The following is a 12,727-nucleotide window of genomic DNA, read 5'->3' as shown; positions in this document are numbered from 1 at the left end:
TCGACGAGGCGCCTCACCGCGTCAGGACGCCTGGGCCTTGTCGTAGACCGCCTTCGCCTCCGGACCGAAGTACGGGCCGAACATGCGGTTCGGCAGGAACGTGTACCCGAAGCTGTTCACGGACACCTGCAGTCCGGTGCCGGCGGACTCGTTGAAGGACTCGAACCAGGGGCCGCCGCTGGAGCCGCCCGTCATGTCGCAACCGAGGCTGTGGTCCTGGGAGAAGAGGAAGTCCTTCGAGCTGTTGCCGCTGCAGTGGATCAGCTTGCTGCCGTCGTACGGGTCGGCCGCCGGGAAGCCGAAGGCGTACATGGCCTTGTTGTAGCCGCCGTTGAACTTCAGGCCCTGTGCTCCGACGGTCGCGGCGAGCGTCTTGCCGTCCCGTGGGGCGACAACCGCGGCGCCGACGTCGTAGTTGATGTCCTCGCTCGCCGCCCACTGGTCCGTGGCGAGCGTCTTGGTGGCGCTCCACTGGCCGTACGGTGCCTGGCCGTTGTCGTAGCCGGGGACGAAGACCCAGTCGGTGTGCCAGGAGCCCTGGTACTTCACGCAGTGTCCGGCGGTCATGACCGTGCTGCCGTTCTGGCTGGTGACCGAGTTGCCGGAGCAGGAGGCGGTGCGGCCCTGGAAGGTGAAGAACACCCGGCCGGACGTCTTCACCACCGCGCCGCCGCCGGTCCACGGCCCGCCGGCCTGCGGGAAGGCGGTCGGAGCGATGACCGTCTCCTCGGCGGCCGCGGCCGCGGCCGGTACGGGGGTCCGGAGCGAGCCGGGGCTCGCGGGGATCAGGTCGAGCGGGGTGGCGCCGCGCATTCGTTCGGCGGTCCAGAAACCCTCGGCTGCCTGCTGAGGGGTGAAGGACGCGGGGGCGGGGGCGGCCGGTGCGGCGCCCGCCGTGGTGGCGGACAGCGCCCCGGCGAGCAGGGCGCCGACGGCGGTCAGGACCGAGGCGGCAAAGCGGTGGCGTCTCACGCATGTCTCCTTCTGCCGTGCCCGCCCGCGGACGTGCTCGGGCGGGGAGGGGGGCGAGGCGGTGCGGATCGGCGTGCGTGAGGCAGAGTGCCACGAATCCCGTCGTTATGTCAGGGGCGCGTCAAAAGCTTGGCCATGCAACGGCTGCTCTCGTACTCCCTGTAGTGGCCGAATTTCGCGCACGGCTCGTAGCCGCTGGAGGCGTAGAGCGCGATCGCCTCCGGCTGCATGTCCCCGGTCTCCAGCACCATGCGGAGCCGGCCCGCCGAGCGGGCGTCCTCCTCCAGCGCGGCGAGGATGCGCCGCGCCAGACCCCGCCCGCGCGCCTCCGGAATCACGTACATGCGCTTGAGTTCGGCGTCGCCGTCCGAGTAACCCTCCGGGTTCTCGTCCTGGGTGCGCCAGCCTCCGGTCGCGAGGGGGTGGTCCCGGTCGTCGTAGGCGATGAGATACAGGCCACGCGGTGGCACGAACATGGAGGCGTCGAGCGGCGTTGCGTCGCCCTCTCCGTCCCCGTAGCGCTCGACGTACTCGAGCTGGACCTGGTCGTTGAGCTTCACGGCGTCCGGGTGGTCGAAGCCCGCGGTTCTGACATGCATGCCGGAAAGCGTACGTGTATGCGAATCCTTTCTGCCGGTATGGTGCCGGGATGCTCACCGTGACCTCCGTGAATGTGAACGGTCTCCGTGCCGCCGCGAAGAAGGGCTTCGCCGAGTGGCTGGCCACGACCGCCGCCGACGCGATCTGCCTCCAGGAGGTGCGTGCCACGGCGGACCAGCTGCCGCCCGAGGTGCGGGACCCCGACGGCTGGTTCACGGTGCACGCCCCGGCCGAGGCGAAGGGCCGCGCGGGCGTCTCCCTCTACACGCGGCGCGAGCCCGACGCGGTGCGGATCGGGTTCGGCTCGAGCGAGTTCGACGGCAGCGGACGGTACGTGGAGGCCGATCTGCCGGGCGTCACCGTCGCCAGCCTGTACCTGCCGTCCGGGGAGGTCGGCACGGAGCGGCAGGACGAGAAGATCCGCTTCATGAGCGAGTTCCTGCCGTATCTGAAGGAGCTGCGGGCCCGCGCGGCCGCGGACGGCCGCGAGGTCGTCGTCTGCGGTGACTGGAACATCGCGCACCGCGAGGCCGACCTCAAGAACTGGAGGGGCAACAAGAAGAACTCCGGCTTCCTGCCCGAGGAGCGGGAGTGGCTCGGCCGCGTCTTCGACGAGGCGCAGTACGTGGACGTCGTCCGTGCCCTCCACCCCGACCAGGAGGGCCCGTACACCTGGTGGTCCTACCGCGGGCGCGCGTTCGACAACGACACGGGCTGGCGCATCGACTACCAGGTGGCGACGCCCGGCCTGGCCGCCCGCGCCGTGAAGGCGCACGTCGAGCGGGCCGCGACGCACGCGGAACGGTGGTCGGACCACGCGCCCGTCACCGTCGTGTTCGAGCAGTAGGCGCCCGCGCGGAGGCGGCACCACGCGGCACGGGGCCGAGAGCCGACCGGTTCCGATCAGGCCTCGGACGGGCTGTCGGACTCGCGGCCCAGGAGCCGGGTTCCCAGCGGACACCGTTGGTAGAGCACCATCCGGTGGCGTCGGCGGCTTCGCACCAGTCGGGCGCGGCGCAGGATGCCCAGGTGGTAGGAGACGGTCGCGGGCGCCAGGGCCGTGTCCCGGCTCAGCTGGGAGGTCGAGCGGGGTTCGTCGAGGCCGGCGAGCAGCAGGGCCCGCGTGTCGCCGATGAGGTCCCGGACCGCGTCGTCGTCCCGTCCTGCCGAGGAACTCCACAGCCGGGAGACCCCGCGCGCGGGGTAGGTGAGCACGGGTGTCCGCGGACGCTCCGCGCTGAACAGGACCTGTGAGTCCTCGGCCGTGGACGGCAGCAGGACGAAGCCGTCGGTGGCCCAGTCGACGACCACGTCGTACGGGCGGGCGACGTGGATCTCACCGTCCCGCCAGCGCACTCCGTCACCCAGTTCGTCGATCATGGCGCCCGCGCCGAGGGCGGCCATCCTCTCGGCGCGGTAGCTGATGTCGTCCTGGAGGAGGGTGCGGGTGGTGTCCCATTCGGGCTCGATCGCAGCCGTGAAGTAGTCGACCAGGGCGTCGGCCGCTCGAGCGGCCAGCGCGGCGGGACCGGCCCGCAACGCGTCGGCGAGCGCGAGCGGCATGGGGCGGCGCCACCGTTCGTACGCCGCGGTGCTGCCGAAGGCCGCGGCGACCTCGGGACGTACCCGGCGTCCGCGGAAGGCGATGTCGAGGTGGTAGTCCACCTCGTCCGGCGGGGTGCGGCGCACGGTGTCCGCGGCTCGGCGGACGGACAGCAGGGGGCTGCCCGGCGACGGGGTGAGGAAGTCGGGCGTGTAGGGGTGGTCGTGCGGGATCAGGGCGTGCAGCAACTCCAGTGAGCGGGGATCCGCAGCAGCCGCGGCACGTTCCCGGCGGCGCCGGAGGTGTGCGGGCGGACGCTGCCTGCCGCGCCGTCGAATGCTGCCGACGACCTCGGTCGCGGGGCAGATCGCGAACCGTGAACGCCCGAGCGTTTCCGCCGACACCGCAATACGCACCGTCATCGCCGCCCGCCTCCCCCGCTCCGGCAGTCGCACAGTCTGCCACGCGCCGTACGGCGTCGGCCGATTCGGGCCTGCGCCGCGGCATCGGCTCGTTCGGGCCTGCGCCGCGGCGTCGGCTCGTTCGGGCCTGCGCCCCCGCACCCACAGATTCGAGCCTGCTCGAATGTGTGGGCATCGGTCCGCGGACCGCGTTGTCTCGTGCCGTCGCCTCACCCCGGTACGCATGACGCACACACGAAGGAGCAACCCCATGTCCGTGGACCGTCGCCGATTCCTCCGAACCGGAACCGCTGCCGGCGCCCTGGCGGTCGCCGGTGGTGCCGGGCTCAGCCACCCGGCCGCCGCGACCACGCCCCGCACGGCGAGCGCCCCGGCCGGCAGGAAGCCGATCGTCGTCGGCGCGAATCCCGGCCTGGTGCTCTACGACAATGACCGGCTCACCGCCTATGCCGCGACATGGCAGATCGACTGGTCGCCCCTCGGCTCGGGGAACGTCCTCGTCCTGTGGCGTGAGGAGACCGTCCACGTCTACGGCACCGATCCGCGCCTGGCCCGATGGCTGGAGCGGGAGTTCGTACGCCACTTCCCGGAGGCCCGCGGACTCGTGTGGCCCGAGCCGGTCGTGCACAGGGTGCCGGTGCGGGTGGACCTGGACCTGGCGTCCGGCCTGCATGTCCGCGCCGCCGACGTGCAGGTCGACATGGGCGACGTGCTCGACCGGCGCGCGTTCGCCACCGACGGATTCCCTCTGGACGGGGTCGAGCACAGCCTCAGCCTGGTGCTCGGCCCCTGTGGACACGGCACGATTCGCGCCGGTGGCCGCACTCTGGCCGGACAGCCCCGAGTAGGCGGCACCACGGAGCGCCCCACGTCGACCGCCTACCTCGCAGTCTCCGAGGTATGGCAGCGCTGAGCGAGAACAACGGGTGAGCAGGGCACACGGAAGGGGCGCACCCGCCGTCTCGCGGGTGCGCCCCTCGTCCTGTGGTCCGTGGACCTGCGTCGCCGTGTCAGGCGTCGTAGTCCTCGGGCCTGTCGCGGCGCTCGCGCATCGCTTCCTCGCCACGCTCCCGCATGGACTCCCCGGACCGGCCGCCCTGCTGCTCGCGACCCTCGGTCCGCTCGGAGACCTCCTCGCGGGCGCGGCGCGCGCGCTCCGACTGGTCTCCCTTGCCGGCCTTCTGCTTCGCCTGGTCCGCGAGTTCGTTGGCCTTGTCCTTGAACTGGTCTGAGATGCCCATGAAGTGTCACTCCTAAGAGGGGTGCGGGGGGTCGGGGGCAGTGATGCCTCCGAGGCTGCGACCAGCGTGGCACGCACGGACAAAGCGCGCATTTCGATCAGTGACGCTCAGTTGTCCCCGTGCGTACGGCCTCGTCGGCGGCACCGCCGGCTCCCACGAGACCCGTGGAGACCGAGTCGAGACGGGGCCCGAAACGGCGCATCTCACGCTGCCCCACCGTCCCGATGACCGACGGGAGGTAGCCGCGGATCGACTGCATCCCGCGCAGCCACCACTGGCCGTAGACGTGCGCGGAGCGGCGCTCGACACCGTCGACGATCCGGTCCACCGCGGGCCCGAGCGGATACGTGCGGTTCGACGGCCACGGCAGCCGCTGCCGCAGCTCCCGCATCACGTCGTCCTGGTCGGCACCGCGCACCATGTCGGTGTCGGTCCAGGACAGGTAGGCGACGCCGACCCGCACACCCCGGTGGCCGACCTCGCCCCGCAGACAGTGCGCGAACGCCTCCACGCCCGACTTCGACGCGCAGTACGCCGACATCATCGGCGCGGGGGTGATCGCGGCGAGCGAGGCGATCTGCAGGAAGTAGCCGCGGCTCTCCAGCAGTACGGGCAGGAACGCCCGCCCTGTCACCGCGCTTCCGATCAGGTTGACCTCGATCACCCGCCGCCAGGAGGCAGGGTCCGAGTTCACGAACGGTCCGCCGGTCGCCACGCCGGCGTTCGCGACGACGATGTCGATCTTGCCGAACCGCTCCTTGACCTCCTGGGCCACCCGGGCCATCGCCTCGTGGTCGGTGACGTCCGCGTGCCAGTGGTCGCTCTCGGTGTGCAGCCGCTCCGAGACCTTCTTCAGTTCGTCGGGCTCGAGACCGACGAGCGCCACCTTCGCACCCCGCGCGGACAGCTTGCGCGCCAGCAGTTCGCCGACGCCACGCGCAGCGCCCGTGACGACCGCGACCTGTCCCTCCAGACTCACCCTGCTCATGCGGCCTCCTCCTTCGTGTCCAGGTACGTACCGGCCAGCTCACGGATCTTGGCGGTGACGGCCTCAGGGGCCTCCACCGGTGTCATGTGGCCGACTCCGGCGAGTTCCACCAGCTCGAGGCACTGCGGGAGTTCGGCGGCGAGCCGCTGGGCGTGGACCGGGGGCGTGAGCCGGTCGGCCGTGCCGCCGATCACGATCGTGGGCACGTCCAGCTCCCGAACCCCCTTGTCCAGGTCGAGTTCGCCGAGGACGTGCGACCAGGCCACGCGTACGGCCCGAGGGCAGGCGTGGACGATGCGGGCGCACTCGTCGACGCGCTCCGGCGCGGAAGCGGGGCCCATCGTCCCGTACTTCAGGATGCGCCGGGATACGGGCGTGACCGGCCCGAGCGGGGCACGGGCCCCGAGGATCAGGTTGGTCAGCCTGGTCCGCAGCCGCCCCGGCCGCATCGGCAGCACCTGGGACTCGTCGACCAGTCGAGCGCTGCCCGTGCTGCACAGCAGTACGGCGGCCGCGTGTTCCCGGAAACCGGCGCGTCCGGACGCGGCCATCATCGTCATGCCGCCCATGGAGTGGCCGGCGAGCACGGCCTTCTCGCCCGGCGCGAGTACGGCCGCGAGCACGGCTTCCAGGTCGTCGGCCAGCTGCTCGGTGCCGACGGTCCCGGCCGGCGTCCGGCCGTGGCCGCGCTGGTCGTAGACGACGACACGGTGGTCGGCCGCCAGGTCGCGCGTCTGCGCTGCCCAGAAGAGGGTCGAACAGGTCCAGCCGTGGGCCAGCACGACCGTGGGCGCCCCGTCCTGGCCGTGCACCTCGACGTGGATGCGGGATCCGTCGGCGGAGACGGCGGTCAGTACGCGGTCGGCGACGCGCGGGGCGTCACCGCGGTGCAGCAGCCGCGGGGACCTGCCGGGCCGGAGGCTCTGGGGAATCATGCGACGGCCTCCGCGTCCTTCGTGCCCTTCGTGTTCTTCGGGCTCTTCGGGCTCTTGGCGGCAGCCCGTACCACCTCGTACTCGGCGAGGTCCACGTGCCGTGTCGCGCTGCGGAACTCCGTCGTCGTGCCGGGCCAGATGGTGGTGTTGCGGCCGCCGGCGTCCAGGTACCAGCTGGTGCAGCCGCCGGTGTTCCACACGGTGCGCTTCATGCGCTCCTGCACTCGGCGGTTCCAGGCGTGGACGGCCGACGGGCGGGCGGCCAGGGCGGAACCCTCGCCGAGGAGGTTCAACTGCCGCATGTAGTCGGCCATGTAGTTCAGCTGGGACTCGATCATCAGGATCATGGAGGAGTTCCCGAGCCCGGTGTTCGGGCCGATGATCGTCATCCAGTTGGGGAAGCCCGCCGCGGTCGCGCCGCGCAGTGACTCCATGCCGTCCTTCCACGCCTCTGCGAGCGTGATCCCCTCCGCTCCCACGACGCGTTCGGCGATCGGCATGTCGGTGACGTGGAAGCCGGTGCCGAAGATGATCGCGTCGACCTCGGTCTCCGTGCCGTCGGCGGAGACCACCGTGGACCCGCGCACCTCCTTGAGCCCGGAGGCGACGACGTCCACATTCGGCTGCGCGAGCGCCGGGTAGTAGGTGCTGGAGAGCAGGATGCGCTTGCAGCCGATGCGGTACGAGGGCGTCAGCCTGGCCCGCAGCGCCGGGTCCTTGATGGCCTTGCGCATGTTGGCCTTGGCGAGCTGCTCGACGAGGCCGAGCTCGTTCGGCCGCTTGGTGAACGCCTGGACCTGCAACTCCCTGATGCCCCACAGCAGACCGCGCCGCGCGGCGCCGGTGAGCGGCAGCTGCCGGTGCAGCCACCGTTCCGCCCCGGAGATCTTCCGGTCGACGCGGGGCATCACCCACGGAGGGGTGCGCTGGAAGAGGGTGAGCCTGCCGACCTCCGGCTGGATGGCGGGCACGATCTGGATCGCGGAGGCGCCGGTGCCGATCATCGCGACGCGCTTGCCGGTCAGGTCGTAGTCGTGGTCCCAGCGGGCGGAGTGGAAGACCTTCCCGGGGAAGTCGGCGAGTCCCGGGACGTCCGGCGTCTTCGGGTCGGAGAGCGGACCGGTGGCGGAGACGACGACGTCCGCGGTGAGGGTGCCCCGGGAGGTCTCGATCTCCCAGCGGAGGTTCTCCGTGTCCCAGCGCATCATCAGCACTTCGTGGTTGAAGCGCAGGTGCGAGCGGAGCCGGAAGGTGTCCGCGACGTGCTCGAGGTAGGCGCGGATGTGCTGCTGGCCGGAGAAGGTGCGGGGCCAGTCGGGGTTGGGTGCGAAGGAGAATGAGTACAAATGCGACGGCACGTCGCAGGCGCAGCCGGGGTAGCTGTTGTCCCGCCAGGTGCCGCCGACCGAGTCCGCCCGCTCCAGGACGACGAAGTCGGTGATTCCCTCGCGGCGCAGCCGGACGGCCGCCCCGAGGCCGCCGAATCCGGATCCGATCACCGCCACCCGTACGTGTTCGTGCTGCTGCTGGCCCATGCCGCCGCCTCCCGATGGAACGTCCCGTGCCCAATCCGAAAACACTGCCAGCAATCACTGGCGTGGTTGGGAGGGTAGAGCAGCGTCCTACCGAGCGGTAGGGGTCGGGGCCGACAAGTTACCGGCGGTACAACATAGGCTGCCGGTGTGACCGACGCGCGCGAGTACCGCATGGAGGAATTGGCCGAGGAGGCCGGGATCACGGTGCGCACCCTGCGCTTCTACCGTGAGCGCGGCCTGATACAGCCGCCGCGCCGGGAGGGCAGGATCGCCTGGTACGACGAGCACCACCTGGCCCGGCTGCGGACGATCGCCGCCATGCTGGAGCGCGGCCACACCCTCAACGGCATCGCCGACCTGGCCGCCACCATCGAGAGCGGCCGGGACGTCGGCGAGGTCCTGGGCCTCGGTGAACCGACCGAGGAGACCCCGGTCCGCCTCACCCCCGAGGCGCTCGCCGACTACTTCGAGGGCGAGGTCACCGTGGAGAACCTGGCCACCGCGCTCGAACTCGGCTATCTCGCGACCGACGGCGACGAGATCGTCCACATCAGCCGCCGTCTGCTGGACGTCTCGGCCGCGCTGGTCCGCGAAGGCGTCCCGCTGGCGGCGGTGCTGGAAGCGGGGCGCCGTGTCCGCGTGCACGCGGACGCCCTCGCCGAACTGTTCATCGGCGTGCTGGCGGAGTACAGCGCCGAAGACCAGGTGGAGAAGCTTCGTCCCCTCGCGAAGAGCGTCGTCGAGGCGGAGCTGTCCATGGCGATGGACCGCCGTCTGCGCCGGCCTCCCCAGCTCTGACGAACCTGCCCAGCCCTGACGAACCTCCCCAGCAGTCCGTGACGGACTCGAAGCAGCCCCGGCGAACCCTCAGCGAGGCGGCAGCGGGGGCCGGCGCAGGTCGGGCGCCTTCGAGTAGTCCGGCGGTACGGCGGCCGGCGCCGCCTTGAGCATGTCGAGAGCGAGCCGGATCGCGTCGTCGAGGCCCACATGGCGCCCCTCCGCCCAGTCCAGCGGCGTGCGCATGGCGTCCAGGTCCGGTTCCACGCCGTGGTTCTCGATCGACCAGCCGTAGGCGTCGAACCACGCCGCGTTCATCGGCACCGTGATCACCGTGCCGTCGCCCAGGCGGTGGCGCCCTGTCATGCCGACGACACCGCCCCAGGTGCGGCTGCCCACCACAGGGCCGAGGCCCAGCAGTTTGAACGCCGCTGTGATCATGTCCCCGTCCGACGAGGTCGCCTCGTCCGCGAGCGCGACCACGGGCCCGCGGGGTGCGTTGGAGGTGTAGGAGACCGGCTCGGCGTTGCGCGTCAGGTCCCAGCCCAGGATCTTGCGGGTCAGCTTCTCGATGACCAACTCGCTGATGTGGCCGCCCGCGTTGCCTCGTACGTCCACGATCAGCGCGGGCCGCGACACCTCCATGCGCAGGTCGCGGTTGAACTGCGCCCAGCCGGAGCCGCCCATGTCGGGGATGTGCAGATAGCCGCACTTGCCGCCGCTCGCTTCGCGCACCACGGCCCGCCGTTTGGCCACCCAGTCCTGGTAGCGCAGCGGCCGCTCGTCGACGAGCGGGACAATCGCGACCCGGCGCGCGCGCCCCGCGCCCTCCGCGGGAAGGAACGTCAGCTCGACCGTCGTGCCGCCCGCCGCCGAGAGCATCGGGTAGGGGCCGGCCACCGGGTCGACCGGCCGGCCGTCGACATGCGTGAGGATCGCGCCCTCCCTGATGCCGGTACCGGCGAGCGGGGAGCGGGCCTTGGAGTCGGAGGAGTCGCCGGGAAGGATGCGCTTGACGACCCATTTCCCGTCCCGGCAGACCAGGTTGGCGCCGAGCAGGCCGATGGCCCGCTGGTAGTGCGGTGGTCCCTCGTTGCGCCGCGCCCCGGTGACGTACGCGTGGGAGGTGCCCAGCTCGCCGAGGACCTCGCGCATCAGGTCGGCGAACTCGTCGGGGGAGGCGACCCGTTCGACGAGCGGACGGTACTGCCGCAGCACGCCGTCCCAGTCGATGCCGCACATGTCCGGTTCCCAGAAGTAGTCGCGGATGATGCGGCCGGCCTCCCCGTACGCCTGGCGCCATTCGGTCGCCGGGTCCACCTCGTGCAGGATGCGGCGCATGTCGAGGTAGACGGTGGAGTCGCCGTCGCCGGACTCGGTGGCGGGCACGGCGCGCAGTTCGCCCTCGTCGACGACCACGAGACGGCTGCCGTCGCCGCTCACCGCGAACCAGTCGAGGTGGTCGACCAGTTCGGTCCTGCGCGCCTTCGAGATGTCGAAGTGCTCGAGGGTGGGCCTGCCGGAGGTGTCGGCCGGGTTGACGAACGTCTCGCCCAGTGCGCCGGAGATGGGCCACCGCAGCCACACCAGTCCGCCGCCGGTGACGGCGTGCAGCGCCGAGTACTTGGAGGCGGCGACCGGGAACGGCGTGACCCGGTTCTCCAGGCCCTCGATCTCCACGAGCACCGTGCTGTCGGGCGACTCGGCCAGCGGGTCCAGCCCGCCGGCGGCCGGCCGGCCCTCGGGGGTCAGCGCGAAGGGGGAGGGGGTCGCGGACGACAGCGGCACCAGGTAGGGGCGGCAGCCGAGCGGGAAGGACAGGTCGCCGGTGTGCACGTCGTAGACGGGGTCGAAGCCGCGCCACGAGAGGAAGGCGAGATAGCGGCCGTCGCGGGTGAAGACCGGGTTCTCGTCCTCGAACCGGCCGTCGGTGACGTCGACGATCGTACGGTCGGCGATCCTGGCCATCCTGATCTGCCGCAGCGAGCGCCCGATGCCGGGCTGGGACCAGGTGAGCCAGTTGCCGTCGGGCGAGAAGGACAGATCCCGTACGGGCCCGTTGGCCGAGCGGGTCAGCTCGGTGACCGCGCTCTCCGAAGCCTTCGCGCCCTCGGCGCCCTCCGACGCCTCCGGGGCCTTCACGGGCCCGGGCGGTTCTTCCGCCTCCTGCCACATCGTCGCCCCGGCGGGCGCGTCCGTGGTCTCGGCGGTGTCGACGAGCAGCAGCCTCCCGTCGTGGGAGGCGACGGCGATCCGTTCGCCCTCGGTGTCGGCGGCCATCTCCAGAACCCGCCCGAGCCTGCCGGACGCGAGCCGTCGCGGCTCGCGGTCACCGGTGGCCCGTGGCAGGTAGGCGATCTCGACGGCGTCCTCGCCGTCGGCGTCGGTGACGTAGGCGACCCTGCCGCCGCTGCCGAGCATCTCCGGCATGCGCACGCGTACGCCGGGGGTGTCCGCGATCGTACGGGCGGGCCCGTCGCGGTGGGTGAGCCAGTACAGGCTGCCGCGTACGTTGACGGCGCTGGCCCGCCCGGTCTCGTCGACCGAGATCGCGTTCACGTTTCCGGCGGCCGGCACCTGGTACGTCCGGCGCCCGGCGCGCGGCCCGCCGAGCCGCACCTCCAGTTTGCGGGGCGTGGAGTGCGGCGAGGTCATGTCCTCGACGATCCACAGGTCCCCGGCGCACTGGTACACCACCCGGCGGCCGTCGCTCGAGGCGTGCCGGGCGTAGAAGGCGTCATGGTCGGTGTGGCGGAGCAGGCCGGTTCCGTCGGGGCGGCAGGAGTAGAGGTTGCCGACGCCCTCGTGGTCGGAGAGGAAGGCGATCCTGCCGTCGTCCTCCGACCACCGCTCGGAACCGTCGCCGCGGATGAACATCGGGCAGTCGAGATGGCCGTTCAGGTCGGGGAGCAGTCGCTCGCCGTGCAGCCACAACCGCCCCGTCGCTCCGCCGCGGTAGCGCTTCCACGCGGCGGGCTCGTGCGGAGGCTTGCCGGTGAGCAGCAGGGTGCGCCGCTCGCATCCGGTGCCGCCGGCGTGGGAGGGGCCCGCGGACTCGTCGATGCAGGCGATGTCGGAGACCGGCCCCCAGGGGAGCCTGCCGCCGGGGGAGCCGTCGGTCGGGAGGCTGTAGGCCCAGGAGAAGTAGGAGAACGGCTGGCCGTGCGAGGAGACGGCGAGGATCTGGCCGTCGGGTGTCCAGCCGCAGACCCTGGTGTCGGTCGAGCCCCAGTAGCTGAGCCTGCGGGCGGGGCCGCCGTCGACCGGCGCGAGATGGATCTCGGGGTCGAGGCTGCGCCAGTTCGTATAGGCGATGTGGCGGCCGTCGGGGGAGAAGCGCGGGTGGCCGACTCTGGTGCGGTCCACGGTCAGTCGCCAGGCCCGGCCCGGCCTGTGTCCCTCCGGCACCAGGGGAGCGACCCACAGGTCGTCCTCGGCGGCGAAGCACACCAAGTCGTCGTACAGATGCGGGAAGCGGAGATACGCGACGTCGTCACTCACCCCCCAATGCTTTCCGCGTGAGGAGGGCGCGGCAACTCGTGGGCCCGGGTGAATCCGGACCGGGCCACCGGCACAGGTGTTCGCCCCCGTCCTACGCCGCCCCCGTCCCGCCCCATGCCGTCCCGCCCCATGCAGTCCCGCCCCATGCCGCCCCCGCCCCATGCCGCCCCCGCCCCATGCCGCCCCGCGCCCGCCCGTGAGCGAGGCCACATG

At 71.8% G+C, this 12,727-nt stretch carries 11 protein-coding genes; 3 read left to right on the top strand and 8 right to left on the bottom strand.

Annotated elements, in window-relative coordinates:
• Positions 1 to 21: 21 nt before the first annotated feature.
• Together ACFYV1_RS18340 and ACFYV1_RS18335 are read right to left on the bottom strand one after the other, a co-directional pair.
• Positions 22 to 972: a trypsin-like serine peptidase gene (locus ACFYV1_RS18340; protein WP_389396526.1), complete on the bottom strand. Its 951-nt coding sequence runs from the start codon at positions 970 to 972 to the stop codon at positions 22 to 24.
• 110 nt (positions 973 to 1,082) lie between these two features.
• Positions 1,083 to 1,571 (bottom strand): GNAT family N-acetyltransferase, encoded by a 489-nt coding sequence (locus ACFYV1_RS18335; protein WP_389396525.1) that lies wholly within the window; start codon positions 1,569 to 1,571, stop codon positions 1,083 to 1,085.
• A 50-nt stretch (positions 1,572 to 1,621) separates the two neighbouring features.
• On the opposite strand from ACFYV1_RS18335, the gene ACFYV1_RS18330 reads away from it, so the two are divergent.
• Positions 1,622 to 2,419: an exodeoxyribonuclease III gene (locus ACFYV1_RS18330; RefSeq protein WP_389396524.1), complete on the top strand. Its 798-nt coding sequence runs from the start codon at positions 1,622 to 1,624 to the stop codon at positions 2,417 to 2,419.
• Positions 2,420 to 2,475: 56 nt separating this feature from the next.
• Here ACFYV1_RS18330 and ACFYV1_RS18325 read toward each other — a convergent pair whose 3' ends face one another.
• Complete coding sequence (locus ACFYV1_RS18325) at positions 2,476 to 3,537, bottom strand: ArsR family transcriptional regulator (RefSeq protein WP_389396523.1); 1,062 nt, start codon at positions 3,535 to 3,537, stop codon at positions 2,476 to 2,478.
• A 250-nt stretch (positions 3,538 to 3,787) separates the two neighbouring features.
• Between ACFYV1_RS18325 and ACFYV1_RS18320 the strand changes: the two genes are divergently transcribed.
• Positions 3,788 to 4,450, top strand: a complete 663-nt coding sequence (locus tag ACFYV1_RS18320) for a twin-arginine translocation signal domain-containing protein (protein WP_389396522.1) — start codon at positions 3,788 to 3,790, stop codon at positions 4,448 to 4,450.
• Between the two features lie 97 nt (positions 4,451 to 4,547).
• Here the strand turns inward: ACFYV1_RS18320 and ACFYV1_RS18315 are convergent, their stop codons facing one another.
• From ACFYV1_RS18315 to ACFYV1_RS18300, 4 genes are all read right to left on the bottom strand, one after another.
• Positions 4,548 to 4,778, bottom strand: coding sequence for a hypothetical protein (locus tag ACFYV1_RS18315; RefSeq protein WP_389396521.1), 231 nt, complete (start codon positions 4,776 to 4,778; stop codon positions 4,548 to 4,550).
• Positions 4,779 to 4,875: 97 nt separating this feature from the next.
• Positions 4,876 to 5,766, bottom strand: coding sequence for an SDR family oxidoreductase (locus tag ACFYV1_RS18310; protein ID WP_389396520.1), 891 nt, complete (start codon positions 5,764 to 5,766; stop codon positions 4,876 to 4,878).
• Positions 5,763 to 6,701 (bottom strand): alpha/beta fold hydrolase, encoded by a 939-nt coding sequence (locus ACFYV1_RS18305; protein ID WP_389396519.1) that lies wholly within the window; start codon positions 6,699 to 6,701, stop codon positions 5,763 to 5,765. The genes ACFYV1_RS18310 and ACFYV1_RS18305 overlap by 4 nt, the downstream gene beginning before the upstream one ends.
• Positions 6,698 to 8,236: a flavin-containing monooxygenase gene (locus ACFYV1_RS18300; protein ID WP_389396518.1), complete on the bottom strand. Its 1,539-nt coding sequence runs from the start codon at positions 8,234 to 8,236 to the stop codon at positions 6,698 to 6,700. Before ACFYV1_RS18300 ends, ACFYV1_RS18305 begins: the two co-directional genes overlap by 4 nt.
• Positions 8,237 to 8,407: 171 nt before the next feature.
• Between ACFYV1_RS18300 and ACFYV1_RS18295 the strand changes: the two genes are divergently transcribed.
• Positions 8,408 to 9,034 (top strand): MerR family transcriptional regulator, encoded by a 627-nt coding sequence (locus tag ACFYV1_RS18295; protein ID WP_389396894.1) that lies wholly within the window; start codon positions 8,408 to 8,410, stop codon positions 9,032 to 9,034.
• Between the two features lie 69 nt (positions 9,035 to 9,103).
• Here the strand turns inward: ACFYV1_RS18295 and ACFYV1_RS18290 are convergent, their stop codons facing one another.
• Positions 9,104 to 12,514 carry a S41 family peptidase gene (locus ACFYV1_RS18290; RefSeq protein WP_389396517.1) on the bottom strand — a complete coding sequence of 1,137 codons (3,411 nt, stop codon included), beginning with the start codon at positions 12,512 to 12,514 and terminating at the stop codon, positions 9,104 to 9,106.
• Positions 12,515 to 12,727: the final 213 nt, after the last annotated feature.

It is taken from the genome of Streptomyces sp. NPDC003023, from assembly GCF_042888225.1.
Lineage (GTDB): Bacteria > Actinomycetota > Actinomycetes > Streptomycetales > Streptomycetaceae > Streptomyces.
The sequence above is the reverse complement of the archived record's forward strand: the minus strand, read 5'-3'. Positions and strand labels throughout refer to the sequence as shown.

Bases quoted from the DNA above. Each gene is read 5' to 3' on its own strand.
- ACFYV1_RS18315 (WP_389396521.1), bottom strand. From the start codon at position 4,778: ATGGGCATCTCAGACCAGTTCAAGGACAAGGCCAACGAACTCGCGGAC.
- ACFYV1_RS18320 (WP_389396522.1), top strand. From the start codon at position 3,788: ATGTCCGTGGACCGTCGCCGATTCCTCCGAACCGGAACCGCTGCCGGC.
- ACFYV1_RS18300 (WP_389396518.1), bottom strand. From the start codon at position 8,236: ATGGGCCAGCAGCAGCACGAACACGTACGGGTGGCGGTGATCGGATCC.
- ACFYV1_RS18325 (WP_389396523.1), bottom strand. From the start codon at position 3,537: ATGACGGTGCGTATTGCGGTGTCGGCGGAAACGCTCGGGCGTTCACGG.
- ACFYV1_RS18310 (WP_389396520.1), bottom strand. From the start codon at position 5,766: ATGAGCAGGGTGAGTCTGGAGGGACAGGTCGCGGTCGTCACGGGCGCT.
- ACFYV1_RS18330 (WP_389396524.1), top strand. From the start codon at position 1,622: ATGCTCACCGTGACCTCCGTGAATGTGAACGGTCTCCGTGCCGCCGCG.
- ACFYV1_RS18295 (WP_389396894.1), top strand. From the start codon at position 8,408: ATGGAGGAATTGGCCGAGGAGGCCGGGATCACGGTGCGCACCCTGCGC.
- ACFYV1_RS18335 (WP_389396525.1), bottom strand. From the start codon at position 1,571: ATGCATGTCAGAACCGCGGGCTTCGACCACCCGGACGCCGTGAAGCTC.
- ACFYV1_RS18305 (WP_389396519.1), bottom strand. From the start codon at position 6,701: ATGATTCCCCAGAGCCTCCGGCCCGGCAGGTCCCCGCGGCTGCTGCAC.